Below are 24,405 nucleotides of genomic sequence, written 5' to 3' on the forward strand. Positions count from 1 at the left end.
GAACCGCGCCCTATATCACCACTATCCAGAAATAGGCCAAGGACGGGAGGCGTTACTTCCCGTCCTTTTCGTTAGGAGGAATCTGACCATATATATCTACCCTGATAATCTGAAAGCCAAGGCGATGCTCTGGCTGTGGACGCTGCGGGATGTGGCCATCATCGGGATCGGGCTTTTGCTCTCTGTCCTGGCCTTGGCACAGAGCGGCTTCCTGCCCCCGCTGGTGGTTACCGTCCTCTTCGCCTTCCTGAGCATCCGCGTGGAGGACGCCAGCATTCTGGACTTCCTGCGCTATGCCGTTTGCTTTTTATTTTTGAAACAGCAGTACTATGAATGGAGTGAGAATACTGAATAGGAAACAGAAAAAGGAGCTGCGCCAGCGGCAGACCACCCGGCAGCTCATGGGCATCAGCCAGCTCACCGATCACGGCCTCAAGACCGCCGATGGAGAACTGGCCTTTTTTCTTATCAAGCCGGACAACCTGTCCGTCCTCTCGGACGAGGGCATCCGAGGCCGGATGCTGGCCCTGACCCGCCTGCTGTGCGCCATGCCGGAGCTGCGGATGCTGGCTCTGGACTCCCGTGAGTCCTTCCGGCACAACAAGGACTGGTACCGCCAGCGATTGGAGGACGAGGAGCTGCCCGCCCTGCGGGAACTGCTGCGGCAGGACAGCGCCCACCTGGACGAGATCCAGTCCGCCACCGCTTCGGCACGGGAATTTGCCTTCGTCTGCCGCCCGGAGCAGCAAAACGGCGAGACCGCCGAGAGCCGCCTGCGCCAGACGGAAAAGCGCATCCGGGACCAGGGCTTCCATGTCCGTCTGGCCGGTGAGCAGGACATCAAGCGCCTGCTGGCGGTCTACTACCAGCAGGATGTGACCACAGAACACTTCGAAGACTGTGACGGCGGGAGGTGGGTGACACAGGATGCCTAAAAAAGCGCAGAAGAAAAAGAAAGCAAAGGCTCCGGCCAAGCCTGCCGAACCCCGCGTCAAGGACTTCCTGGACCTCATCGCGCCCACGGCGGTGAAGTTCAACACCGACCACGCCATCTGCGGCGGGGCATACCGCTGTACCCTGGCCCTGCGGAGCTATCCCACCACCACGGAGGAGCTGGCCCTGCTGCGGCATTTAGGCGAAAAGAGCGGCGTGACCCTGACCATTTACAACCGGCAGGTGACTGCCGCCGAGGAGGATAAGATCATCCACAATGCGGAGAACAAGAACCGCATGGACCGGGGCAGCAGCAACAGCATGAAGCAAGCCGTCACCGCCGAGGCCAACCTCCAGGATGTGGCGGCGCTCATCGCCTCCATGCGGAAGAACAGCGAGCCGCTCCTCCACTGCGCCGTGTTCATCGAGCTGTCCGCACGGGACGCGGAGAGCCTGCGCACCCTGCGGGACGAGGTGACGGCGGAGCTGGTGCGGAGCAAGCTGGGCGCCGACCCAATCCTCCTGCGCCAACGGGAGGGCTTTCTCTCCGTGAACCCCGCTGGCCGCAACGCCTTTGGCTCCCAGTTTGAGCGCGTCCTGCCTGCCAGCTCGGTGGCCAACCTGTATCCCTTCAACTACTCCGGCAAGACCGACCCCAAGGGCTTTTACATCGGACGGGACCGCTACGGCTCCAATATCATCGTGGATCTGAACCGCCGTGCCGACGACAAGACCACCGCCAGCGTCCTCATCCTGGGCAACAGCGGCCAGGGCAAGAGCTATCTGCTCAAGCTCCTGTTGTGCAACATCCTGGAGAGCGGGCAACGCGCCATCTGCCTGGACCCGGAGCATGAGCTGACTGACCTGTGCGTCAACCTGGGCGGCTGCTTTCTTGACCTCATGAGCGGTATATACCGGATCAACCCCCTCCAGCCCAAGCTGTGGGATGTCAGCGGCGAAGATGACCCGGACGCTCCCGCGGCCTTTCGCCAGAAGACCCGGCTGAGCCAGCATATCTCCTTCCTGAAGGACTTCTTCCGCTCCTACAAGGAGGACTTCGCGGACAAGCACATCGACACCATCGAGCTGATGCTGGAGCGGCTGTACGCCCAGTGGGGCATGGATGACAACACGGACTTTTTGTCCCTGACCCCCACGGATTACCCCGTTCTCTCCGACCTCTACCGTATCATTGAGGATGCGTATCAGAATTATGACCAGGAGGAATTCCCCCTCTACACCAGGGAATTGCTGCGGGAGGTCCTGCTGGGCCTCCACTCCATGTGCCGCGGCGCGGAGAGCAAGTTTTTCAACGGCCACACCAACATCACCAGTTCCCGCTTCCTGGTCTTCGGCGTCAAGGGGCTCCTCCAGGCCAGCCGGAATGTGAAGAACGCCATGCTGTTCAATATCCTCTCCTATCTCAGCGACAAGCTGCTCACCGAGGGAAATACCGTGGCCACGCTGGACGAGCTGTACATCTGGCTGAGCAACCTGACCACCATCGAATATATCCGTAACAGCCTCAAGCGGGTGCGGAAGAAGGAGTCCTCCATGATCCTGGCCAGCCAGAATCTGGAGGACTTTGATGTGGACGGTATTCGGGAGCTGACCCGGCCCCTGTTCGCCATCCCCACCCACCAGTTCCTGTTCAACGCAGGCAGCGTGAACAAGAAGTTCTATATGGACAACCTCCAACTGGAGCCTGCTGAGTTCGAACTCATCCGCTATCCCCAGAGGGGCGTCTGCCTCTACAAGTGCGGTAACGAGCGGTATCTGCTGGAGGTCCATGCACCGCCCTATAAGGAAAAGCTGTTTGGAAAGGCGGGCGGACGGTGAACCCGTAAGTTAGTGAGCTCATTCCGAACCAATGGCCTGGAAATTGCCAAGCGGCTTCCAGGCTGTTTTCTTTTTGGAAAGGAACATCAATGAAACGAATCTATACCATATTATCTTTTTTCATGCTGACCGCAGCCCTGTGTATGCAGCTGACCGCCCCAGCATCTGCGGCCAATGATCCGGGATTCCGGGATGTCAGCGCGGAATCCCCTTGGTATGAGGGCATTTCCTTTGCGGCTGAAAACGGGATCACCTGTGGGACCGGGGACAATAACTTTTCGCCCGACGCTGTCATCACCACCCGCCAGTGGGCAGTCATGATCTGCCGTGCCTATGATAAGGAGGTTCCCGAAACTCCTGGTATTCCCTTCGGGCAGGCCCAGCTCGAGCTTGCGTACAAAGAGGGATGGCTCAATATGAGTGCGGTACTGGAACCAGACACGGAGATGTGCCGCAGCGCAATTTATGCCAGTGCTTTTGCGGCAGAGGGGATTCCCGTTTACTGTTATGAGCTGTATGAAGACGGAGAATACATGAGCGACGCTGATAATTATGTTCGTATCGCCTGTGAAAATGGATTGTGCGCGGAAAATGCCGATCCACTGGAACGTATCACACGCGGCGAAGCGGCACAGATCATCTATCTGGTCCGTACCAAAGGGCTGCACGTCGATCCCCCCGAGATGGTGGAGCGGTTGAACATCAATAATGTTGATCAGGTATATCTCGGCTCCTATCTTGTCGAGATGAAAAAGATTCCCGCGGCTATTCTGGATGAATATACAGCGCACGGCTGGTCGTTTGATCTGGACAGTCAGTATCTGGACGATTTAAGTGAGCAGTTGAATATGCAGTGCGCCGGTGCGACCAGTTATCGTCAAAAAACGATCTATGCCCGTGAGCCGTCTTGTACCGTTCATGAGTTCGGGCACTTCTATCATCAGGTAATTGGCTTTCCATCCACCACGGAAAAGCTCTATGAGAAGGAGTCGGGATCCGCGCGTGCTGTACTGGGAGACTACTCAACAGTCAATTCGCGGGAGTATTTTGCGGAGTTTTTTGAGTATTGGATCGATTGGAGTGAAAACGAGGATAGGATGCGCCCTCTGGCAGATGCCGCGCCGGAAACCTTTGCATACTTTCTGAAGCTCGAAGAACTCGGCTGGCCTGAGAACGCAAATGCGCAATAGGGAGCCAGCTATGAATGTCATCTCTTATGGCGGCGGCACAAACAGTACCGCTATGCTGATTGGAATGTACCACAAAAATATCCCCGCCGACCTCATTCTCTTTGCGGATACAGGCTGCGAGCAGCCCCACACCTATGAGTACCTGTCCGTCATGGACCAGTGGCTGATAAATCACGGGATGCCGAAGATCACAGTGGTAGAATACATGGACATGAATGGGGACCGCCTGACACTGGAGCAGGAGTGCCTCCGTTCCGGCACCCTCCCCGCTCTGGCCTATGGCTACAAGAGGTGTTCCCTGAAGCACAAGGCCGGTCCGCAAGAAAAATTCTGCAACAACTATCCGCCCTGCCGGGAGGTGTGGGCCAGAGGCGAGAAGGTAGTCAAGTTCATTGGCTATGACGCCGACGAGGAGCAGCGCAGGACCCACGCCTATGTCTATGATATACAGGATAAGAAATACCAGATGGAATATCCCCTGATCGACTGGGGCTGGGGGCGGGAGGACTGCGTTGCCGCCATCCAGCAGGAGGGCCTGCCGCTGCCCGGCAAGTCCTCCTGCTTTTTCTGCCCCGCGATGAAGCACCATGAGATCCGCACCCTCTACCACAACCACCGGGATCTCTTTGACCGGGCCATCGCCATCGAGGACAACGCCCAGCCCAACCTCATCAGTGTCAAGGGCCTGGGGCGGAACTGGTCCTGGCGGGACTTTGTGGAGGCGGATAAAAATCAGATGGCCATGTGCTGGATGTTCCCGGAACATGATATGCCCTGCGGCTGCTATGACGGAGGATAGGAAAGGAGTATTGATCAGATGAAAACCATTGAATTGGACAAATGGGAGCCTTCCGAGGAAGACCCCCGCAAGCTGAAGTGTGCCGGACAGCGCACAGCCCAGGAGGTTTTCGAGGAACTGAAATACCGGCTGGAGGGCATGGGCTATCTGCCGGACGAGTATTTTCTGCTGGCTCAGGAGTGGGAAAATGGCCGGGAGATCCCCCAGGACGCAGACATCTTCTGTACCACCGACTATGGCGGCAGCGAGGGCGTCTATCTGGATGTGTACCTGAAGTGGTATGAAAACGGCCAGCCGGTCACCAGGAGCTTCATCACCGGCAAGACCCTGGGCGATACCGGCGCGGACCTTGACCGGATGTTTCTCATCTCCTCCGCCATCACCAAGGCGTTCCACGGGGATGGCGGCACCTATGCCCGGTATATGCGGTTGGGGGAACGACCGGAGCCAGAGGACATGATCGTCCACCTGGATCCCGCGGAACAGCGTACCATCATCCAGGCGCTGGCAGAGCAGCGGGAACGACAGGAGGCTGCCATGTCCCAGACCGAGCAGCTTCTACGGCGCATGACCGGGAGCATCACCGCCTATATGGACACGGCTGGTCAGCGGCCCCTGCGCATGAGCGACTATGACAAAACAGTACTGGCCATCCGGGACGGCGAGTTGGAAACATTCAAGCAGTTTTACCCCAAGGTGCCGAATCAGGCGGACAGTCTGCTGGCGGAGGCGGCTGGACGGCCGGGGATAGTTGGACGGAAGATGGTTCTGACATTGCTGGCCGACGCAAGGAGTATTTCGCCGGAAGCCTACCTCACCGCCTGCAAGCGGGCGGTGGATACGGGAGACAGCCAGCGGGTGCAGACTCTGGTGGAGCAGATGAAAAGCCGGCTCTCAGAGCCGCGTCCCACGCTCCCCGGCGAGGTCATCCAGTACGCCTATGGACACGATCATCAGGAGATCGCCAAAGACCTGCTCCGGCGATGCACCCCGGAGCAGATTGCCGCCGCACCGCCAAGCCTGCTGCCCATGGCCGCCATGCGGCAGGATTTCCAAACTGCCATGGTGCTGGTGGAAAAGGGGGCGCAGCCGGACCGTCACATTTCCCAGGTGCTCCGTCCTTTGCTCTCTGGTCATCTGGAATGGATGGCAGAGCGGCTTTTGAAAGCAGGGATGCCGGTGGAACTGGATGATTATGCCGCCCTCTCTGCCTGCATTCAAAATGACGCGGTGGATACGGCCAAGCTGCTGCTGGATCGCGGCATGGATCTGGAGCAGTACCGCCTGTGGGATGCGGCCTACGGCAGGAGCGACGGCCATGCGGAAACCATGGATGCGCTGTCCGAATACTGGTCAGAACTGCAAAGCGGCCCACAGCAGGACGGCCCAGCCATGGGCGGCATGAGTCTATGAGCGCCACAGCCGCCGCGGTAGTCAAAGCGGCCATCGCCGCCCTCTCGGATGAAAATACCCGGAAGAAGCTGGGCTGGGTGCTGGTGGCCATCCTCTCTCCGGTGATCCTGCTCATCGCCTTTTTATGCTCTCTGGGTTCGGGCTCCGCCTCCCACAACCTCTCTGTGGTGGAGCTGTGCTTCTACGGCGGGACGATTCCTGCGGAACTCCCGGACGAGTACCGTGCCTATATCGGAGAGATGCAGACCTGTTTCGCTTTGCTGGATGGAGCCATCGCTGAAATCAACGCACAGGCAGAGGATGAAAATGGCCTTGACGGTATCCGTGTCAAGGCCATCTTTTATGCTCTGTACTTCGGCGCGGAAAGTCCCAGCCGCCAGGACTGCCGGGCGTTTGCGGACTGCTTCGTCACCTATGAGGAGCGCACCCGCACCGTAATCATAGCGAATGAAGATGGAACTACCACAGAGGAAGAAGAAACCTATACCGTGGCAGTACCTATCGAGGATCTGGCACAGGTCTACAAGAACATCTACGCCGTGCTGGGCACAGAGTCCACCGATGATCAACAAGCCAATGCGGACAGCGTCTACAGTCTGATCCGCTATGGCTACACCGGGAGCGGCAGCGGCTTTTCCGGTTCGGATGTGCCGTTCATCGGGGCGGACGGCTTCTGCTCTCCCATCGGGGAGAACTGGCGGAGCGTGGTCACCTCGGAGTTCGGCAATCGTATCGACCCCATCACGGGAGAGCGCCGGGGACATACCGGCATGGACCTGGCGGTACCCACCGGCACGCCGATCCGCGCCGCCCTGCCGGGGACGGTGACAGTCTCCGCCTACAACCAGGGCGGGTACGGCTACTATATCATCATCGACCACGGCGATGGCCTGTCCACTCTATACGGCCACTGTTCCCAACTGCTGGCCTCGGCGGGCCGGACGGTGGAGGCAGGGGATGTGGTCGCCCTGTCCGGCTCCACCGGACGGTCCACCGGTCCGCACCTCCACTTCGAGGTGCGGGTCAACGGGGAGCGGACGAACCCGCGCAGCTATCTGCCATAGGGCAGAGGAAAGGAAAATGTGATGAAAATCAAAGCAAATCTCTTGAACAGACCCAACAATTTTCAGATGGATGATTGTCAAATCGAGAAGGTGGTGGAGTTATCAACGGCGGAGTTTTCCGCGCTGGTGATCACACCGCTCACAAATCAGCCGTTCATTGCGGAGAACAAAAGCCGGATGTTCGTCGACAACAGAGCCATCCACTGCCTGCTGGCGCTGGGCCAGGGCAGCGAGGACGGTGTGCTGGTCTATTCCGACGGCTATGATTACCCACGCCTCGCCGCCTATCTGCCGGGGATGCGGGATATCCTCAACGCCAGACTGGAGCGGGCGGCGGACTTCATCGTCCGGCAGGGTACGGAGGCCACAGAGAACGGGAACTGGGGCGTCAGTTTCGAGGAGCTGGAGAAGCGGACCGGGATCACGATCCGCAGAGGAAACGGCCTGGACGGGATGCTGCTGGATGTGCTCACACGCCGCAGAGAGATAGCCTCGGCGGTACTGACCGATACAGGGCTCGACATAGCGTACCACCCCAGTTTCTGTCCCAGGATTCAAGGCCAGAAACCGTGCTACTTCGCCAAACTTCCGGAGGAACAGAAGACCCGGCTTTTCTATGACGCGGTAGAGGTGTTCTGTGAGCTTTTTGAAAGTGAAGGTATCTACTCCACTCTTCACGACGGCCTGCAAATGCCGAATGAGGAGATCCTGGCACGCGGATACCTCACCGTCGAGGCCATGCTGGCCGCGGGTGCCGTCATAGCCCTGCCGGAAAACTCTGATATCTCTCTGCGGGACATTCTCCAGTACGAGCTGGCCGAGGATCTGTCTCTCGTCCACACCCAGGGTGGAGAACCGATATTCCTTGAACAGGAGGAGGAACTGACCCGTGCGGAGCGAAAACGCTTCTCCGATGTGCTGGACGCCCGCGTTCTGGAGACCCGCGCCGGGGAGGACGGCACGGAGATCGTGATTGACGGCGTGAAGCCGGAACGGCTGGAGCAGTTCCGCTCTGTCCTCGATGCCTATAAGCCGGAGGCTCAGAGCATGAAATTCATTCAATAAAGGGGGCGGCAGACTCATGGACAGTTATGGCTTCCCCCATGTGCGCCCCCTGTTTGGTGAGAACCAGGACTTGGCCGGCCTATCTGCGGGAGGTCGAGGCAAGCTGGAACACCCAGCAGGCGGAGGCGCAGACAGATGCTCCCCAGATAACGATGAAGGAGAGATGACCATGTCAAGTTTTAATATTGCTCTTGCAGAAGAGGGCCTCACCGCCTATGCCATAGAACGGCAGAATGGAATCGAGCGTCACCAACGGCAGGACGAACCGCCCTGGTCGGAAACACGCCGGTTCTGGATCGACGCGATCCTTCAGGGCATGGCCCGGCTGGATGGAGTGCGGCCTGACCCAAAGCAGATGGAACGGTTCGACCAGCGGCTGGCACAGGCCCGCGGCAGCTTTGCCGCAGAGCCTGCCACAGTTCAATCGCAGAAAGAGACGATCCGGGAACTGCAATGCTACCTCTCTGCGGTGGAAGCAGCCGGCGATGACCGCAGGCGGCAGATTGCCGTTGTCCGGGATTTGCTGGAGGACATGGCCTCCCATCTGCCGTGGGCCGGCGTGTCAAATGGGCTGCACGACGCCTATGACCAGTCGGCGTCCATGCTCCGCCACATGACCGCCCGGATGCCCATTCGGTTCACCCGTATCCTTCTGGGCTGGGAGACCGGCCCCTGCGAGAGCGCCTATGTATCCGGCGCGGTGACCACGCCGGAAGAAGTCACGGATACACTGCTGTTCAGGAAACTCTCTGAGCGGTATCCAGAGGTAACCGATTGGCCCGCGCTCTGCGTGGTCTACAACGGCGCTGGGCTGGATAACCCCATGGGTGTGGTGGACGCGTCAGAGTTCGATCTGGCGATCATGAACGAGGCCGGCGACTGCTTTCTGAATTTGCCTGGGATCCGCTGGGCTGGAGGTCCCTACGAAATGCGGGTCGCGGACAGCCCCGCCATGACAATGACGATGCAATAAGATTGGAGGCTGTCACCATGGAAAAAAGTGAAATCACAATCAGCTTCGACTGTGAGCGGCTGGAGGCGCTGGAGTTCTATTTGGGGAAGGAGCATTCCAGCGTCCAGAAACGCATGGAGGAGGCCCTGCGGCAGCTCTATGAACAGGCTGTACCTGAACCGGTGCGGGAGTTTCTGGACAGAAAAGCCGCGCCAGTTCGTCCCAAGCGTCCGACGCGGCCAAGCCAGCCGAAGCAGGAACCGCGTCCTGTTGCACCACTTGCGCAGAAGGAGGATGCACGCAATGAACAGTAGAGAAATCACCCTATGGCTCGACGGGCGATGGTACGACGCGCTGAGCCGCCAGCTGAAAGGTGAGACAGTGGAGGACAAGCTCAATGAGCACCTGGACGAGCTCATCAACGCCCTGATCCCGGACACGGAGTACAGCCGCATCAGCCAGGAGATCTGGCAGGAGGAGCAGGAGAACAAGCAGGCGCAGGAAGCCGCCCGCCGCTTCGCCGTGTTCCATGTGACGGAGGACGGCGGCGATACCTACTTCGTGGCCGAGGAGAATCTGGAGATGCTCCAGGTGGCCGCCCGGCTGCGCAGCTATCTCCGCAAGCCCCCTGAGAACTCTCCCGCACGGTTCACCGGAATGTTTTCCCGCGGGGAGAAGATCTCCCGTGAGCAGTTCAATGACTATGTGTCGGAGCGGCTGGAGAACACCGGACGGGTGACCGGGGCATTCGACATCGACCTGGACTCCGGCCGCTTCAACGCGCTCCATATCATGGACGGCTGGCAGTGTTTCCGAATCAGGGATGTCAGCAGCGCCGCCTACTATGCAAATAAGAGAGCCTATACGTCGTTGGAGGAGCGGTGGAAGGTGTTCCTCAACCATCTCGATGGAAAACAGCTCACCCAGGAAATTGAGCCTGGATATCTCACCGGCAGCCGGATGCTCCGAACCGGGGACATCTCCTTCAGCGGGGACATCGAGCAGAACGAAAACCTGCTGGAGTTCTATCTGGATACCGCTTTCGACGTCGACAAAGTATTCGGCACACACGTCTGCACCGATGAGAATGATGACTGGCTGAACATCTATGCCAACTACGATATGGAGCACCGCCGCGTCTGCGACACGCTGGAAGTGTTCCTGGTGCATGGCGATGGCAGCGAGCAGGACTACAAGTACTGTCTCAGCGAGGAGGAGCAGGCGCTCCTCCTTCCGAAGATGGAGGACTACTGCCAGCAGCAGACGGGCATGAGCCTTGCTGACTACAGCGCACAGTGCATGGCGGAGGATATGGCGCCGCCCATCGGCCCTGCAATGTGATCTATGTCAATCTGCTGGTGCTATTTTTCGTTGGCTTTGCTGAATAGCTTTTCCGGCGAAGGTGTGCCATTGTGTTTGCAAGCCGCCAGGAGCGGCACAAAATAACAACAGGAGGAACAACGATATGACAACTGAGAGAGCGCAGGAATTTCAAATGAGGATCACCGAGGAGGCTCTGGCTTTGATGATCATCCACGGTGAGAGCGTCAGCGACGCCCCCAGTGAGGAGGACATCAGCCTGGCCCACTACGAGGAGGCCGTCACCCTGATTGGTAAGGCGTGGGGCCTCCCCGCTGAGGCCACCGCTGAGAACCTCGGCCTCATCCAGAGGGAGAAGGATGTCCTCCGCAGGATCGCGGCCGGCGAGAATGTCAACCATATCCTGCCGGAAGAAGAACTGCCCATGAACGCCAGCGGGATGGAAACACTGGACAACGTGTGGGACCTGTTCGAAACCGCCGTCCGGCTGGACAACTGGGAGCAGCGCGCAGCGATGTTCAAGCTGGCCGATGAACTGGCGGAGTGCCAGAACCTGCTGGACTGGATCGAGAAGACGCCCGCGGAGCGGGAGTTACCTGAGATCACAGCCGGCTGATTGGCAGCCCAAACAGGGGGCGCTCCATTGCGATGGAGCGCCCCTACTGTTCTCCCCGCCGTTGCCCCTGTCCCGCCCTGTGTGCCGCTTTGCGGGGGTGGGCAGCGTCCCAGCCCACTGGCGCGGCAAAGCGCCGTGTTGCCAGCGTGTGGCGGGAAACGGGAAGGCACAAATGGCCGCTTTGCGGGGGGACGAAAAAAGTGCTGGATAAAAGGGTGCAATCACCCTGTATCACACCGCCCCGCAATGCGGGTCGGAGATACGCTTTTTAGGCTGGTCACGACAGTTTTTCGGTACCTTTTTGCTAAACCCAGTGTTATCACTTCTTTGCCGATGCTATCAAATCTGATATGAACCTGCCAAAAATCCCGACAGTTCCAGCGGTGTTTGCAGTTTCAAAAATGCTATCACAGCTATTTTCAGTTTATATCGGAGGTATTCTGAATGACAGAAGAAAAAGTAAAATTTCTGATGCGGATCGATTCTGATACTGACCGCAAGATTAAAACAGCCATGCCGCTGGCAAATGTCCGCAGTCAAAACGAGTTCGTGGAGAACGCCTTACGGTTCTACTGCGACTACCTGGCCTCCCAGGATTGCTTCTCCGTACTGCCGCCCATGCTGGTGTCCGCCATCCGTGCCACCGTGCAGAGCAGCGAGACACATATCTGCCGCATCCTGTTCAAGCTGGCGGTGGAGATGGACATGATGATGAACATCCTGGCCGCGGGCATGGAAATTCCGGAGGAGCAGCTGCGGGAACTGCGGGGCCGGTGCGTCCAAAATGTGAAAAAGACCAACGGCGGCATCACGCTGGAGAACGCGGTGGCGTATCAGCGCGGCGCGGACTGACGGCGGTGACGCTTCATGCCTCGCGTCATCTTCAAGTGCCCCTATCTCAAGGGCGGCGCGGCGCAGGCCGCACACCTGGGAAACTACGTCCGCTACATGGCCACCCGCAAGGGTGCGCAGCGCATCGCCCCTGACGCGGCGGGACTGCCCGCCACGAAAAAACAGCGGGAGATGGTGGAGCAGCTCATCCGAGACTTCCCGCTGAGCCGGGGACTGTTCGAGTACGAGGACTATCTGGCCTCGCCCACCCGCGGCAACGCCTCGGAGTTCATCACCCGTGCGCTGGAGGACAACTACGACTCGCTGGCGAAAAAGGAAAACTACATCAGCTACATCGCCAGCCGTCCCCGTGCCCAGCGCACCGGGGCGCACGCTCTGTTCACCGGCTCGGACGATCCGCTGACGCTGTCCCAGATCGCGGACGAGGTGGCGCACCATCCCGGCAATGTGTGGCTGCCCATCATCTCCCTGCGGCGGGAGGACGCCGCCCGGCTGGGCTATGAGGACGCGGCACGGTGGAGGGAACTGCTCAACAGCTATGCGGTGGAGATGGCGGCGGCCATGAAGATCCCGTGGGAGCAGTTTCGCTGGTACGCCGCCTTTCACGATGAGGCCCACCACCCGCATCTGCACATGGTCTGCTACAGCGCGGACGGCAAGTCCGGCTACCTGACCAAAACGGGCATCGCCCAGATCAAGTCCGGGCTGGCCAAGCGGATCTTCCAGCAGGACCTTGTGTCGCTCTATGAGCGGCAGACCCAGCGGCGGGACGCGCTCACTCAGGAGGCCAGCGAGGTCATGCGCCAGCTTACGGAGCAGATGAAAGATAGTACGCTGGACAACCCGCGTATCGAGCAGCTCATGGAGCAGCTGGCCGGGAAACTGCAAACCATCTCCGGCAAAAAGCAGTACGGCTATCTGAAAGCGCCGCTGAAGTCGGTGGTGGACGAGATCGTGGACGAGCTGGCAAAGGACGGGCGCGTCGCGCAGGCGTATGACCTATGGTATGAGTTACGGGAAGAAGTACTCCACACCTACAAGGACGATCTGCCGCCACGCCTTCCGCTATCCCAGCAGAAAGAGTTCAAGCGGATCAAGAATCTGGTCATCCAGGAGGCGGTGCGGCTGGGCGAGCTGTCCGCTGTGTTCGCGCCGCCCGAGCCGGAAGAAACAGATGAACCTGAGTTGGATTCCGACAAGCAATACGCCCTCGGCAAAGCCTACCGGGACGGCCATGGCGTGGAGCAGGACGCACTGATGGCTGCGGCATTGTTTCAAAAGGCCGCTGCGCGGGGAAATGACTCCGCCGCATACGCTCTGGCCAAGCTGCTCCTCAACGGCGGCGACGGTCTGCGGCGGGATATTCCTGCCGCTGTGGAGTGGCTCAAACAGTCTGCGGAAGCTGGAAACCAATTTTCTCAGTATCGGCTGGGTAAACTCCTGCTCCAAGGAGAGAATGTCTCAAAGGATACCGCCGAGGGCGTCCGCTGGCTGACCGCCTCCGCTGAACGGGGGAACCAATACGCCCAGTATGCCCTGGGCAAGCTCTATCTGCTGGGCAAGGAGATTCCGAAGGACGGGGACGCCGCCGTCCGCTGGTTCACGCTGGCGGCGGCGCAGGGCAGCGAGTATGCTCAATATTTCCTTGACCACATGGATGACTTTCGGGGGCCATCCCTGTTCTCCTGTGCCACCCGGCTCCTGCGCCACATGAGCCGGATCTTTCAGGAGCAGACGCCAAAGGGACCTGCCAGAACGATCTCGTTTACGGATAAAAAGCTGCGCCAGCGGATTAGGGAAAAGAAGATTGCCATGGGCCATAAGGCGGACGATTACGAAGAACGAATGCAGCAAATTTAGTGGAGGTGAGATAAAATGCCCTATATTCATTTTACCGAGGAGCAGAAGCTCCGGGCTGGCTCTGTTGACCTCGTTGAGTTCCTGCGCCGCCAGGGAGAGAAACTCATCCGCTCCGGCCCGGAGTATCGCATGACCAGCGACCACAGCGTCACTGTCCGGGGCAATGAGTGGTACGACCACGCCACCGGGGAAGGCGGTGGCCCCGTCTCCTTCGTTCAGAATTTCTATCATCTCAGTTACCCGGAGGCGGTCACCCGCCTGCTGGATGGCGAACAGGGGCAGCCGTATGCACCGGCGCAAAAGCCGAAGGAAGAACCCATAAGAGAATTCATCCAGCCGCCCGCCAACCATTCGATGCGCCGTCTCTATGCATACCTGCTGAAGAAACGGCACATCGACCGGGAGGTGCTGAATACCTTCGTCCGAGCAGGACTCATCTATGAGGACGCAGAATATCACAACGCCGTGTTTGTCGGAAAAGACGAACACGGCGTTGTCCGTCATGCCCATAAGCGAAGCACCAACGATCTGGGCAAGACCTTCCGCATCAATGTGGCGGGCAGCGACCCTCGGTACAGCTTCCACTGGACCGGTACCAGCAACCGGCTGTATGTGTTCGAGGCCCCTATTGACCTGCTGTCTTTTGTAACACTGTACCCGGAGGGCTGGCAGGAGCACAGCTATGTGGCCTGCTGCGGAACATCCAGCCAGCCTGTGCTCCAGATGATGGAGCAGAATCCCGCACTGCGCGAGGTGTTCCTGTGTCTGGACAACGACAAGGCCGGACACACCGCCTGCCTGCGGATCGCGGAGAGAGTTGCGGAACAGTTCGGGATCGCCTCAGACCGGCTGATCCCACAGAACAAGGACTGGAACGATGATCTGGCCGAGATCACAGAGGCACAGGCACTTGCTCCGGTCACACAGCAGATGGGGTGAGCCTATGCCGATCCAAACGATTTTACTTCTTGCGCTGGCGGGCGGGATGCTCCTGATCGTGGCCGCCGCCACACACTTCTCCGGTCAGGGCTCCCTGAACAACATCAAGTCCAAGACCGTGGGCGATGGCCAGCACGGAACGGCCCGGTGGGCAACCAAAAAGGAGATCGAGCAGACCTACCGGCATATCCCGTTCCAGCCTTCCCAGTGGCGCTCTGGCAAAGAGCTGCCCCAGGCCCAGGGGCTGGTGCTGGGCTGCGAGGGCGGCAGCTTTCCGAAAAAGCCCAGGAAAAACAAGAAGCCGCCCAAATCGAAATCGAAGAAGGAGCGCCACCCCCTCAAGGCCATCGTGGACACAGACGATATCCATTGCCTCATGATCGGCGCGTCCGGTGTGGGCAAGACCGCCTTCTTCCTTTACCCAAACTTGGAATATGCCTGTGCCAGCGGCATGAGCTTCCTGGCGCTGGATACCAAGGGGGATCTGGCGCGGAATTACGGCACGATAGCGTCCAGGTACTACGGCTATCAGGTGGCGGTCATCGACCTGCGTAACCCCACCCGCTCGGACGGCTACAATCTGCTGACCCTCATCAACCACTACATGGATATCTGCCGGGAGGATGAGAAAAACCTCGCTGCCCGCGCCAAGGCGGAGAAGTATGCCAAGATCCTCTCCAAGACCATCGTCAACCCGGAGGGGGACGCCTCCAACTACGGGCAGAACGCGTTTTTTTACGACGCCGCGGAGGGACTGCTCACCGCCGTCATCCTCCTGCTGGCGGAGTATCTGCCGCCGAATGACCGGGACAAGCGGGAGAAGCGGCACATCGTCAGCGTGTTCAAGCTGGTGCAGGATCTGCTGGCCCCCAGCAAGACCGTCAAGGGCAAGAATGGGTTTCAGATGTTGATGAACCGCCTGCCGGAAACGCACAAGGCCCGGTGGTTTGCCGGCGCTGCCCTCAACAGCGCGGATCAGGCCATGGCCTCCGTCATGTCCACCGTACTCTCCCGGCTCAACGCTTTCCTGGACTCAGAACTGGAGCAGGTGCTGTGCTTCGACAGCGCCATCGACGCGGAGACCTTCGCCTCCCGGAAGTCCGCCATCTTCCTGATCCTCCCGGAAGAAGATCCCAGCAAGAACTTCATGGCTGGACTCATGATCCAGACCCTCTCCCGCGAGCTGTTTGCCGTGGCCGACGAGAACGGCGGCAAGCTGAAGAACCGGGTGGTGCTGTTCTGTGATGAGTTGGGCACCATGCCCGCCTTTGACATCCTGCCCCTGTTCAGCGCGGGGCGCTCCCGCAAACTGACGCTGGTGCCGATTATCCAGTCGCTGGCGCAGCTTGAAAAGAACTACGGCAAAGAGGGCGCGGAGATCATCCAGGACAATGTGCAGGACACGATCTTCGGCGGCTTTGCCCCCAACAGCCAGACTGCCGAGGTACTCTCCAAGGCCCTGGGCAGCCGCACCGTCCTATCTGGCTCCATCAGCAAAGGAAAGAACGACCCCAGCCAGAGCTTGCAGATGATCGAGCGGCCCCTCATGACCGCCGACGAGCTGAAGTCTATCCCCAAGGGGCAGTTTATCGTCATGAAGACCGGCTCCCATCCCATGCAGACCCGGCTGCGGCTGTTTCTGGATTGGGGCATCACCTTTGAGGAGCCATATACCATCCCGGAGAAGGCCGCCCGTTCTGTGGCCTATGCCAGCAAGCAGGAGTTGGAGCGGGCCATCCTGGAACACCACTACACACAGATCGTCGAGGATGCGCCGCCCCCGGTCCCGCAGAACACGCCACCCGCTGGCGGCATGGCACAGGCGCGGGACAGACGGCCCCACGGCAGGCCGCAGCGAAACCCAGATTTACGTACCGGCATGGAGGGAAAATAGCCGTGGGATATTTTGAGATGATCTACCGCTCCGAGCTTTCTCACCGGGCGCGGGCGGTCTATATGTACCTGAAGGACCATGCTGACAAGGACGGCCAGTGCTGGCCGGGAATCAGGACTATTGCCGCCGAACTGAAACTCTCCAGAAGCACTGTCAAACGGGCGCTGGACGATCTATGCAAAGCGGGACTGATTGCCAAAAGCCCGCGCTGGCGGGAGAACGGAAGCCTCAGTTCCAATCTGTACCGGCTCCTCTGAGCATAGAAACGGACTCTCCCGCCAAGGGGAGAGTCCGCGCATTTTGTGAACCGAGCCTCGGTCCATGATGAACCATCCAGAAGGACCCACTCCAAGAAAGTTTAGAGCAGAGAAAGAACATTCATCCTGATAGAATCTTGGGATCCACTGTGTTATAATAACACAAAGCCATAGGCGGGAGGTGTCAGTATGGCGATCGAGAACGGCGAATGGATCATGCGGGGACTGGACTGGGACGATCCCAGCCGCATCCGAAGCTGGGAGGAGTTAATTGGCTGGATCAATGAGGTCGGCTTTCTCCCGCTGTTCAAAAATGAGATTCCCGGTTTCTCAGTGGAGGAACATACCTCCGACCTGTACTGGTGGACTGGGGACGAGGAGCAGGACCCGTGGGAGTGGCGGGAACTGATCGCCCGGAGCGGCCAGGTGGCCTATGGCAAATTCTTCGGCAAAAAGGCGGGCTTTATCTCCAGAGAGTGGTTTCCCCACTTTGCCAACTACCGGCGGGACGGCTATGACTTCGACAGCCGTTGGGATGAAGAACTGGCCAGTATGCGCTGCAAACGGATCATGGACCAGTTTGAAAGCAAGGACGAGCTGTTTTCCTTCGAGCTGAAACGGTTAGCCGGTTTCGGCAAGGATGGAGAGAAGAACTTTGAGGGGACGGTGACAGACCTCCAGATGCAGAGCTATCTGCTGATCCGGGACTTCCGCAGGCGCATCAATAAGAAGGGCTTGGAGTATGGCTGGCCCATCTCCGTCTACTCCACGCCGGAGGCCCTGTGGGGCTATGAGCACATCGCCTCCGCCTATTCTGCTGAACCAGCAGAGTCAAGGGAACTGATTCGCCAGCAGGTACAGAAGAACTTCCCGGAGACGGGGAAAATAGAGCTGGATGTAGTGCTGGGCTGACCACCCATAATTTCCACTGGTACCAGGCATACTAAGGCAAGGAGGCGACCGGGGTATGAAAAACAGGACTTATCTCTGCGTGGATCTGAAATCGTTTTACGCCTCGGTGGAGTGCGTGGAGCGGGGGCTTGACCCCATGACCACCAATCTGGTGGTGGCGGACGAGAGCCGCACGGAAAAGACCATCTGCCTCGCCGTGTCTCCTTCCCTCAAAGCCCATGGCATCTCCGGTCGGGCAAGACTGTTTGAAGTTGTCCAGAGGGTGAAGGAAGTCAACGCCCAGCGGCGGCGCAATGCCCCCAGTGGGCAGTTTACCGGTTCCTCATGGAACGATCCGGAACTGAAAAATCATCCTGAGATGGAGCTGGACTACATTGTGGCCCCGCCCCGGATGGCCCATTATATTGAGTGGAGCACCCGGATATACAGCGTCTATTTGAAGTATCTGGCCCCGGAGGATATATTTCCGTACAGCATCGACGAGGTGTTCATGGATGTGACGAACTATCTGGACACCTATCATCTGACGGCCCGTGAGCTGGCTCGAAAGATCATTCTGGATGTGCTGGAGACTACTGGCATCACCGCCACGGCGGGGATGGGTAGCAATTTGTACCTTGCCAAGATCGCCATGGATATTGTGTCCAAGCATATCCATCCGGACAAGGACGGCGTGCGGATCGCCAAGCTGGACGAGATGACCTACCGCCGTCTGCTGTGGGATCACCGTCCGCTGACGGATTTCTGGCGGGTAGGCCCCGGCTATGCCCGGAAGCTGGAGGCCAATGGGCTCTACACCATGGGCGACATCGCCCGCTGCTCCATCGGCAAGGAAACCGATTATTATAACGAGGAGCTGCTCTACAAGCTGTTCGGCGTCAATGCGGAAATCTTAGTGGATCACGCCTGGGGCTGGGAACCTTGCACTATCGCGGACGTGAAAGCGTACAAGCCAGAAAATAAGAGCATCGTTTCCGGGCAGGTCCTGCAATGCCCATATCAGTTTGAAAAGGCAAAGCTGGTAATGCGGGAAATGGCGGACGCACTGGCCCTTGATCTGGTGGATAAGGGGCTGGTGACCAACCAGCTTGTACTGACAGTTGGCTATGACCGGGAGAATCTGGACGATCCCCAGCGGAGCAAAAGCTACAAAGGCCCGGTCACCACAGACCGCTATGGCCGAAAGGTTCCCAAGCACGCCACCGGCACCATCAATCTGGACAGGTACAGCTCCTCCACCAACGAGATCATTCGGGCGGTGCTGGAGCTGTTTGACCGCATCGTGGACAAAAACCTGCTGGTGCGGCGGCTGAGCATTTCCGCCAACCGTCTGATTTGCGAGGCAGACGCGCCCAAAGAGCCTGCGGCGGAGCAGTTGGACTTGTTCACTGACTACGCCGCCCAGGAGGAACGCCGGAAAAAGGAGGACGCTGCCCTGGTCCGTGAGCGGAAGGTGCAGGAGGCCATGCTGGGCATCAAGAAGAAATTCGGCAAAAACGCCATCCTCAAAGGCATGAATCTGGAGGAGGGCGCTACCGCCAGGGAGCGGAATAAGACGATTGGGGGCCACCATGAATGACGAACAGATATAACGACATCATTGGCCTGCCCCATCCGACCTCGGCCAAGCATCCCAGGATGCCTCTCAGTGATCGGGCCGCCATTTTCAGCCCCTTCGCCGCACTGACAGGCCACGGAGCGGCCATCGTGGAGACGGCCCGGCTGACTGACCGGAAGATCGAACTGGACGAGGACAGCAGGGCCGTCCTGGACGAGAAACAACGGTATCTAGAGGAGATCATCGGCCAGCAGCCGGAGGTCACGGTCACATGGTTCCAACCGGATGAGCGCAAGGATGGCGGCAGCTATGTTACTGTTACGGGAAAATTGAAAAGGACGGACGGCGTTGAGCGTGTTATGCTCCTGACGGACGGCACAAGGATCCCGCTGGATGACATCGTCGGTATCGAAAGCAAACAGCTCCCAGGTGCGTTTCGGGATGAATTCTGAAAATCGCTCTGGGAACGGAATACGGCGCCGTGGATATAACCACAGCGCCGTACATAAAAAATCGTATTATACATATCAAAAAGCGAGACGCACCACATACAGGATGGGCTGCGTCTCGTTTTTGTTTGTCAGGATAGCTGTCAGGTTGGATCGTCAAGCCGCAAACGGCGCAGTGAACTCTTCAGGGAAAGCACCATATCGGTGATCAGCTTGATCTCCATATTGCTGCAATCCGCCACAAGCTCACTCAGCCAGCTGTTCATCAGCGGACGGGCTTGATCGATCTCCATACAGAAAAGCTCATCCGCTGAACACCCCAAAGCATTGATAATATCCAGCATGACCTGAAGGCTTGGGATACTGTTGCCGGTCTCGATGTGGCTGATGTGGGTAACGCCCACTCCGACCGCCTCTGCCAACTGCTCTTGTGTCATTTTCTTTTCCAAACGAACTGCCCTGATCCGGGAGCCGAGCGTTTTATAATCGACCATACTGCAAGTATCCTCCGCCAGCCTTGATACTTGTATTGTATGTGCAATCTGGCCATGTTATAATAATCTAAAAGCGCAATAGACCTTATAGGCATATTACAAAAACCGGATAAATTCAATTCACCCAATGAAATGGAGTTCATCATGAGTATAAAATCATGTGCCATCACTGGCCATCGCCCTGCCCGGTTCAAGTGGAAATACAAGGAGAATAACACCGGCTGCAAGCGGTTGAAAAAACGGCTGCGGGATCAGATCGTGGCGCTCTATGAGCAGGGAGTCCGCCGCTTTTATGTTGGCGGTGCATTAGGTGTGGATATGTGGGCCGGGGAAATACTGCTCCAACTGAAGGAACAACCAGAGTACAACGATATTGAGTTGTTTATCGCCCTGCCCTTTGAGGGGCATGATGCTGACTGGGACAGCCGCAGCCGGGGCCGTCTAAAGGTCTTAATTCAACACAGCACGGAAACCGTGGTAATTGGGACAAAGGCAGAGGTGCTTGCGGTCTGCTATAAGCGGCGTAATTACTACATGGTGGATCACGCCGATATACTTCTGGCCGTGTATGACAATGACCGCTCAATCCGCAGCGGAACAGGCATGACGGTCAACTATGCCAGAAAAAAGGGGGTGTCTGTCATATTGATCCATCCAGACAACGCAAGGGTTTCTATGGATGCCTCTGCTGAGTCATAGTGTCCTTGGCTTTACTTCTCGTAGTTGAAGCACTGCCATCCATGTAGTATAATGATCGTGGTCAAAAGCAAGAAAGCCTTTGCATTTACAACTCGTAGATTGGAACAAAACTGCCATGCAAACACAGAAACTGATTCTCCTTGTGGATGATGAAGTCAAGATCACACAAGTCCTGGCCGCCTATCTGGAAAAGGCGGGATATCGAACCATGTCGGCCCATGACGGGGAAACCGCGCTGGAGTTGCTGCGGCTTCATCCGGTCAATCTGATCCTGCTGGACTTAATGCTGCCGGATATACCGGGAGAGACATTATGCGGGCAGATCCGCGCACAGTACCGCATCCCCATCATCATGCTTACAGCCAAGAGCCAGGAGCAGGACATTCTGGATGGTTTAGAGGTCGGTGCGGACGATTATCTGACAAAGCCATTCAGCCCCCGTGTTGTGGTAGCCAAAGTGGGAGCGGTATTGCGGAGGACGGAGAGCGACAAGTTGTTGAGCGTTCCAGTCTCCTATCGGGACGGATATCTGGTGATCGACTTTCAGAACAAAACCGTTTTGAAGGAAGGGGCGCCCATCCACCTGACGCCATCGGAGTATCAAATACTGCGGACACTTGCCAAAGCGCCGAAACGGATCTTTACCAGAGAACAGCTGATCTCCTATGCGCTGGGAGATGATTACGACGGCTATAACCGAAGTGTTGATACCTACATTAAAAGCCTCCGCAGCAAAATCGAACCAGACAGACATGACCCGGAGTTTATTGTCACTGTGCATGGTGTGGGCTATCAGTTCCAAGGCTGATGGGAGGGAGAGCAAATGGTACATTCCCTGAAGGCGAAGTTGACTGTTTACTTCTCCGCCCTGCTAATATTCTCTCTTGGCGCAATGACGCTCCTGTTTAACCTGACTCTGGACAACCTGTTTGCGCACTATGCCAACGACCAACGCCAGCGCCAGATACAGCAGATCATTGAGCAGGTCGAGGAGCAGTACCTGCCAGAAAGCCAAAGCTATAACATTGACGCAGTAGAGGTGATCGGTAATGCGGCGCTGCAAAACGGCCTGATTGTCCATGTGCAGACGCGCAACGGAGAGGTGGACTGGGATATCTCCATACATAAAGCACAAGAGTGCCAAATCGCACTGCAGCATGCAGAGGAGAATATGCACAGCCGCTATCCCTCTTTTAACGGTGCTTATTCAGAAACCACATACGATCTCTCCAGCGATGGAACGCTGACGGGCTATCTGACGGTTGGATATTACGGTCCCTATGCGTTGGACGATGACGCATTGATATTACTGAATACGCTCAATCGAGTAACGCTGGGGCTGGGTATTGCTTTTCTGCTTGTGGCCATGGTGCTTGCCTTCTTTGCGGCCAGACGCATCGCCCGACCGATCTCGGCGACAGTCGAGGTGACCCGCAGTATCGCGGAGGGGGACTATGGGCGAAAAATTGAAACAAAGACGAAAACCAAAGAGCTGGCGTCCCTCATGCAGTCGGTCAACGAGATGTCTGAAACGCTAAAACTGAGGGAACAGCAAAAGCGCCGGATGACTGCGGATGTGGCCCATGAGCTGAGAACACCACTAACCAATCTGCAAAGCCATGTGGAGGCGGTCATCGACGGGATATGGGAGCCGTCCCCGGAGCTGTTTCAGGGCTATCGGGAGGAGATTTTGCGGCTGACACGGCTGGTGGAGCAGCTTCAGGAATTGTCCAATCTGGAAAGCGGACAGATCATACTACATCTGGAACCAATGTCTGTTGCGGAATTGTTAGAGGACATTCGCCTTGATTTTCTTGCCAGATTTCAGAACAAAGGGGTCGCCTTTGAGTTAGATACCACTCCAGAAGGACTTGCCATGGTATGCGATCAGGATCGCATCAAGCAATGTTTGACCAACCTTGTCTCCAATGCGCTGCGGGCCACGCCGGAGAGCGGGATCGTCCGGCTGGAAGGCCGGCAGGAAAAAGACTTGATCCAGTTATCTGTGTCGGATACGGGCGAAGGCATTCCAGAGGAGCACCTTTCTCAGCTGTTCGAGCGGTTTTACCGGGTAGACCCATCCAGAAGCCAGCAGACCGGCGGCATGGGGATCGGGCTGGCTATTACAAAGTCCATCGTTGAGGCACATGGGGGAACCATCACGGCAGAGAGCGTCATCGGGAAAGGCTCAAAGTTTACCATTTGCATTCCGCTGCAAAGCGTATAACGAGAGCGGCAGGCCGGTTTTGAACTGGCCCGCCGCTTCTTTATTTGTTCCCATCGATTCGGCTTTTCCCATGCAATTTCCGATATTCCAGGGGTGACATCTCATAGGTTTCCCGGAATACCACGGAAAAGCGGCTCTGGCTCTCGTAGCCCACAGCTTGGGCAATTTGGGCGATACTATCCTTGGTCTGCGTCAGCAGCAGGGCCGCTTTCTCCATTCGGTGTTCATTCATGTGGGCGGCAAGGGAATCGCCATAAACCGCCTTGAACACAGCTTTCAATGTGGTGGGGTTGATCAGATACCGCTGAGACAGCTCCTGAATGGTGACCCGCTGCTCCATGTGCTGCAAAATATAATCGTGGACGCTGCGGGCGATCTCCACCTGCTCCGTCTGGTATTTGTCCGCTTCCCGTTTGGGTGATAAAGAAACCGCACTGAGATGGAGCAGCAGTTCCATGACCTTCAAACGGAAATACGCCTGCTGAAGCGGTTCCGGCTGCCCATAGAAACCGCCGAAAATAGGCTCTGTTTTCTCGTTTCCCGTAAGCGTCGCAGATGTCCCTCCGGCACAGAACTTTTCTGCCAATGCCTGTGCGGTCACGCCTGTTCCGCCAAGGAAGTCAGGCAGAGCCATATCAAATTTGGACAGATCCAGCCAGATGGCCAGCCCCTCATAGTGCCCCACTGGGAATGTCATGACCGAACCGGCGCAGAGCTGTCTGGTGTGCAGGGAAAAATCGCCGGGGCCAAGGTAAATCGAACTGCCGTCTTTCATGTTCCAGCCAACACGCCCGTAGCGGCAGTAGTTGATCTCCAGAAGGTCGCGCTCCGCTCCATGCTGGCAGGAAACCTGCCCCGCCAGAAAGTCCTGAAAAACAAGGGTACAGCCGGGGAATACTTCCCAAGAGGTTTTTTGTCCTTTTCCTCCTGGAATGGCCTCCGTGTGCCTCACACCACCTTTCCCGTCTGCAACGGGATGATGCTCCTCCAGAAGCAGGCCGTCCGGAACATCAGCCAATGCAGTTTGAATTTTTGGAAGATGCTGATGATACAAGCCGATCCCTCCGTTTTCC

Annotated in this window: 25 protein-coding genes; 23 read left to right on the forward strand and 2 right to left on the reverse strand. The window is 57.7% G+C overall.

Annotated features, from left to right (window positions below):
• Positions 1-88: 88 nt before the first annotated feature.
• The 20 genes from ACTQ3R_RS04375 to ACTQ3R_RS04470 all read left to right on the forward strand — a co-directional run bounded on the left by ACTQ3R_RS04375 (position 89) and on the right by ACTQ3R_RS04470 (position 19,915).
• Positions 89-355, forward strand: coding sequence for a hypothetical protein (locus tag ACTQ3R_RS04375; RefSeq protein WP_209345508.1), 267 nt, complete (start codon positions 89-91; stop codon positions 353-355).
• Positions 330-935, forward strand: coding sequence for a hypothetical protein (locus ACTQ3R_RS04380; RefSeq protein WP_245185207.1), 606 nt, complete (start codon positions 330-332; stop codon positions 933-935). The genes ACTQ3R_RS04375 and ACTQ3R_RS04380 overlap by 26 nt, the downstream gene beginning before the upstream one ends.
• Positions 928-2,772, forward strand: a complete 1,845-nt coding sequence (locus tag ACTQ3R_RS04385) for a VirB4 family type IV secretion system protein (RefSeq protein ID WP_209345302.1) — start codon at positions 928-930, stop codon at positions 2,770-2,772. The genes ACTQ3R_RS04380 and ACTQ3R_RS04385 overlap by 8 nt, the downstream gene beginning before the upstream one ends.
• Before the next feature lie 89 nt (positions 2,773-2,861).
• Complete coding sequence (locus tag ACTQ3R_RS04390) at positions 2,862-3,962, forward strand: S-layer homology domain-containing protein (RefSeq protein ID WP_209345300.1); 1,101 nt, start codon at positions 2,862-2,864, stop codon at positions 3,960-3,962.
• Positions 3,963-3,972: 10 nt separating this feature from the next.
• Positions 3,973-4,761, forward strand: coding sequence for a phosphoadenosine phosphosulfate reductase domain-containing protein (locus ACTQ3R_RS04395; RefSeq protein ID WP_209345298.1), 789 nt, complete (start codon positions 3,973-3,975; stop codon positions 4,759-4,761).
• 18 nt (positions 4,762-4,779) lie between these two features.
• A complete protein-coding gene (locus ACTQ3R_RS04400; RefSeq protein ID WP_209345296.1) occupies positions 4,780-6,174 on the forward strand; it encodes an ankyrin repeat domain-containing protein in 1,395 nt (464 codons plus the stop codon).
• The gene (locus ACTQ3R_RS04405) at positions 6,171-7,238 is read left to right on the forward strand and encodes a M23 family metallopeptidase (RefSeq protein ID WP_209345294.1); all 1,068 of its coding nucleotides are present in this window, start codon (positions 6,171-6,173) and stop codon (positions 7,236-7,238) included. Before ACTQ3R_RS04400 ends, ACTQ3R_RS04405 begins: the two co-directional genes overlap by 4 nt.
• A gap of 21 nt (positions 7,239-7,259) precedes the next feature.
• Positions 7,260-8,303: a DUF6329 domain-containing protein gene (locus tag ACTQ3R_RS04410; protein ID WP_209345292.1), complete on the forward strand. Its 1,044-nt coding sequence runs from the start codon at positions 7,260-7,262 to the stop codon at positions 8,301-8,303.
• 16 nt (positions 8,304-8,319) lie between these two features.
• Positions 8,320-9,276, forward strand: a complete 957-nt coding sequence (locus ACTQ3R_RS04415; protein ID WP_441778161.1) for a hypothetical protein — start codon at positions 8,320-8,322, stop codon at positions 9,274-9,276.
• A gap of 17 nt (positions 9,277-9,293) precedes the next feature.
• A complete protein-coding gene (locus tag ACTQ3R_RS04420; protein ID WP_209345288.1) occupies positions 9,294-9,569 on the forward strand; it encodes a DUF6103 family protein in 276 nt (91 codons plus the stop codon).
• Entirely contained in the window at positions 9,559-10,596 is a 1,038-nt protein-coding gene (locus tag ACTQ3R_RS04425) for a hypothetical protein (RefSeq protein WP_209345287.1), read from the forward strand. The genes ACTQ3R_RS04420 and ACTQ3R_RS04425 overlap by 11 nt, the downstream gene beginning before the upstream one ends.
• 124 nt (positions 10,597-10,720) lie before the next feature.
• Positions 10,721-11,191 carry a hypothetical protein gene (locus ACTQ3R_RS04430; protein WP_209345285.1) on the forward strand — a complete coding sequence of 157 codons (471 nt, stop codon included), beginning with the start codon at positions 10,721-10,723 and terminating at the stop codon, positions 11,189-11,191.
• A 444-nt stretch (positions 11,192-11,635) separates the two neighbouring features.
• Positions 11,636-12,043: a hypothetical protein gene (locus tag ACTQ3R_RS04435; protein ID WP_209345283.1), complete on the forward strand. Its 408-nt coding sequence runs from the start codon at positions 11,636-11,638 to the stop codon at positions 12,041-12,043.
• A 15-nt stretch (positions 12,044-12,058) separates the two neighbouring features.
• Positions 12,059-13,903, forward strand: a complete 1,845-nt coding sequence (gene mobP3 / locus ACTQ3R_RS04440) for a MobP3 family relaxase (protein WP_209345281.1) — start codon at positions 12,059-12,061, stop codon at positions 13,901-13,903.
• Between the two features lie 15 nt (positions 13,904-13,918).
• Positions 13,919-14,842, forward strand: a complete 924-nt coding sequence (locus ACTQ3R_RS04445; protein ID WP_209345279.1) for a DUF3991 and toprim domain-containing protein — start codon at positions 13,919-13,921, stop codon at positions 14,840-14,842.
• A 4-nt stretch (positions 14,843-14,846) separates the two neighbouring features.
• The gene (locus ACTQ3R_RS04450; protein ID WP_209345277.1) at positions 14,847-16,736 is read left to right on the forward strand and encodes a type IV secretory system conjugative DNA transfer family protein; all 1,890 of its coding nucleotides are present in this window, start codon (positions 14,847-14,849) and stop codon (positions 16,734-16,736) included.
• Positions 16,737-16,738: 2 nt separating this feature from the next.
• Positions 16,739-16,993: a helix-turn-helix domain-containing protein gene (locus tag ACTQ3R_RS04455; RefSeq protein ID WP_209345275.1), complete on the forward strand. Its 255-nt coding sequence runs from the start codon at positions 16,739-16,741 to the stop codon at positions 16,991-16,993.
• Between the two features lie 189 nt (positions 16,994-17,182).
• A complete protein-coding gene (locus ACTQ3R_RS04460) occupies positions 17,183-17,905 on the forward strand; it encodes an AlkZ-related protein (RefSeq protein ID WP_302643296.1) in 723 nt (240 codons plus the stop codon).
• A gap of 55 nt (positions 17,906-17,960) precedes the next feature.
• Positions 17,961-19,484: a Y-family DNA polymerase gene (locus ACTQ3R_RS04465; RefSeq protein ID WP_209345271.1), complete on the forward strand. Its 1,524-nt coding sequence runs from the start codon at positions 17,961-17,963 to the stop codon at positions 19,482-19,484.
• Positions 19,481-19,915 (forward strand): hypothetical protein, encoded by a 435-nt coding sequence (locus ACTQ3R_RS04470; RefSeq protein ID WP_209345270.1) that lies wholly within the window; start codon positions 19,481-19,483, stop codon positions 19,913-19,915. Before ACTQ3R_RS04465 ends, ACTQ3R_RS04470 begins: the two co-directional genes overlap by 4 nt.
• 140 nt (positions 19,916-20,055) lie before the next feature.
• Here ACTQ3R_RS04470 and ACTQ3R_RS04475 read toward each other — a convergent pair whose 3' ends face one another.
• A complete protein-coding gene (locus tag ACTQ3R_RS04475; RefSeq protein ID WP_209345269.1) occupies positions 20,056-20,406 on the reverse strand; it encodes a helix-turn-helix transcriptional regulator in 351 nt (116 codons plus the stop codon).
• 144 nt (positions 20,407-20,550) lie between these two features.
• Here ACTQ3R_RS04475 and ACTQ3R_RS04480 point away from each other — a divergent pair, with 144 nt between their 5' ends.
• The 3 genes from ACTQ3R_RS04480 to ACTQ3R_RS04490 all read left to right on the forward strand — a co-directional run bounded on the left by ACTQ3R_RS04480 (position 20,551) and on the right by ACTQ3R_RS04490 (position 23,332).
• The gene (locus ACTQ3R_RS04480; protein ID WP_209345267.1) at positions 20,551-21,105 is read left to right on the forward strand and encodes an SLOG family protein; all 555 of its coding nucleotides are present in this window, start codon (positions 20,551-20,553) and stop codon (positions 21,103-21,105) included.
• A gap of 115 nt (positions 21,106-21,220) precedes the next feature.
• Complete coding sequence (locus ACTQ3R_RS04485) at positions 21,221-21,913, forward strand: response regulator transcription factor (protein WP_441146694.1); 693 nt, start codon at positions 21,221-21,223, stop codon at positions 21,911-21,913.
• Positions 21,914-21,928: 15 nt separating this feature from the next.
• Positions 21,929-23,332, forward strand: a complete 1,404-nt coding sequence (locus ACTQ3R_RS04490; protein ID WP_209345263.1) for an ATP-binding protein — start codon at positions 21,929-21,931, stop codon at positions 23,330-23,332.
• Positions 23,333-23,372: 40 nt separating this feature from the next.
• On the opposite strand, the gene ACTQ3R_RS04495 is transcribed toward ACTQ3R_RS04490, so the two are convergent.
• Positions 23,373-24,386 carry a helix-turn-helix transcriptional regulator gene (locus ACTQ3R_RS04495; RefSeq protein WP_209345261.1) on the reverse strand — a complete coding sequence of 338 codons (1,014 nt, stop codon included), beginning with the start codon at positions 24,384-24,386 and terminating at the stop codon, positions 23,373-23,375.
• Between the last annotated feature and the right edge of the window lie 19 nt (positions 24,387-24,405).

It is taken from the genome of Lawsonibacter sp. LCP25S3_E2 (assembly GCF_052117285.1).
In the GTDB taxonomy this organism is placed as follows: domain Bacteria; phylum Bacillota; class Clostridia; order Oscillospirales; family Oscillospiraceae; genus Lawsonibacter.

What these genes read in the sequence shown, in the direction of transcription:
- ACTQ3R_RS04410 (WP_209345292.1), top strand. Translation starts at nt 7,260, where the DNA reads ATGAAAATCAAAGCAAATCTCTTGAACAGACCCAACAATTTTCAGATG.
- ACTQ3R_RS04485 (WP_441146694.1), top strand. Translation starts at nt 21,221, where the DNA reads ATGCAAACACAGAAACTGATTCTCCTTGTGGATGATGAAGTCAAGATC.
- ACTQ3R_RS04435 (WP_209345283.1), top strand. Translation starts at nt 11,636, where the DNA reads ATGACAGAAGAAAAAGTAAAATTTCTGATGCGGATCGATTCTGATACT.
- mobP3 (WP_209345281.1), top strand. Translation starts at nt 12,059, where the DNA reads ATGCCTCGCGTCATCTTCAAGTGCCCCTATCTCAAGGGCGGCGCGGCG.
- ACTQ3R_RS04490 (WP_209345263.1), top strand. Translation starts at nt 21,929, where the DNA reads ATGGTACATTCCCTGAAGGCGAAGTTGACTGTTTACTTCTCCGCCCTG.
- ACTQ3R_RS04425 (WP_209345287.1), top strand. Translation starts at nt 9,559, where the DNA reads ATGAACAGTAGAGAAATCACCCTATGGCTCGACGGGCGATGGTACGAC.
- ACTQ3R_RS04415 (WP_441778161.1), top strand. Translation starts at nt 8,320, where the DNA reads ATGGACAGTTATGGCTTCCCCCATGTGCGCCCCCTGTTTGGTGAGAAC.
- ACTQ3R_RS04465 (WP_209345271.1), top strand. Translation starts at nt 17,961, where the DNA reads ATGAAAAACAGGACTTATCTCTGCGTGGATCTGAAATCGTTTTACGCC.
- ACTQ3R_RS04450 (WP_209345277.1), top strand. Translation starts at nt 14,847, where the DNA reads ATGCCGATCCAAACGATTTTACTTCTTGCGCTGGCGGGCGGGATGCTC.
- ACTQ3R_RS04420 (WP_209345288.1), top strand. Translation starts at nt 9,294, where the DNA reads ATGGAAAAAAGTGAAATCACAATCAGCTTCGACTGTGAGCGGCTGGAG.
- ACTQ3R_RS04390 (WP_209345300.1), top strand. Translation starts at nt 2,862, where the DNA reads ATGAAACGAATCTATACCATATTATCTTTTTTCATGCTGACCGCAGCC.
- ACTQ3R_RS04445 (WP_209345279.1), top strand. Translation starts at nt 13,919, where the DNA reads ATGCCCTATATTCATTTTACCGAGGAGCAGAAGCTCCGGGCTGGCTCT.
- ACTQ3R_RS04385 (WP_209345302.1), top strand. Translation starts at nt 928, where the DNA reads ATGCCTAAAAAAGCGCAGAAGAAAAAGAAAGCAAAGGCTCCGGCCAAG.
- ACTQ3R_RS04480 (WP_209345267.1), top strand. Translation starts at nt 20,551, where the DNA reads ATGAGTATAAAATCATGTGCCATCACTGGCCATCGCCCTGCCCGGTTC.
- ACTQ3R_RS04400 (WP_209345296.1), top strand. Translation starts at nt 4,780, where the DNA reads ATGAAAACCATTGAATTGGACAAATGGGAGCCTTCCGAGGAAGACCCC.
- ACTQ3R_RS04380 (WP_245185207.1), top strand. Translation starts at nt 330, where the DNA reads ATGAATGGAGTGAGAATACTGAATAGGAAACAGAAAAAGGAGCTGCGC.
- ACTQ3R_RS04460 (WP_302643296.1), top strand. Translation starts at nt 17,183, where the DNA reads ATGGCGATCGAGAACGGCGAATGGATCATGCGGGGACTGGACTGGGAC.
- ACTQ3R_RS04475 (WP_209345269.1), bottom strand. Translation starts at nt 20,406, where the DNA reads ATGGTCGATTATAAAACGCTCGGCTCCCGGATCAGGGCAGTTCGTTTG.
- ACTQ3R_RS04405 (WP_209345294.1), top strand. Translation starts at nt 6,171, where the DNA reads ATGAGCGCCACAGCCGCCGCGGTAGTCAAAGCGGCCATCGCCGCCCTC.
- ACTQ3R_RS04395 (WP_209345298.1), top strand. Translation starts at nt 3,973, where the DNA reads ATGAATGTCATCTCTTATGGCGGCGGCACAAACAGTACCGCTATGCTG.
- ACTQ3R_RS04470 (WP_209345270.1), top strand. Translation starts at nt 19,481, where the DNA reads ATGACGAACAGATATAACGACATCATTGGCCTGCCCCATCCGACCTCG.
- ACTQ3R_RS04430 (WP_209345285.1), top strand. Translation starts at nt 10,721, where the DNA reads ATGACAACTGAGAGAGCGCAGGAATTTCAAATGAGGATCACCGAGGAG.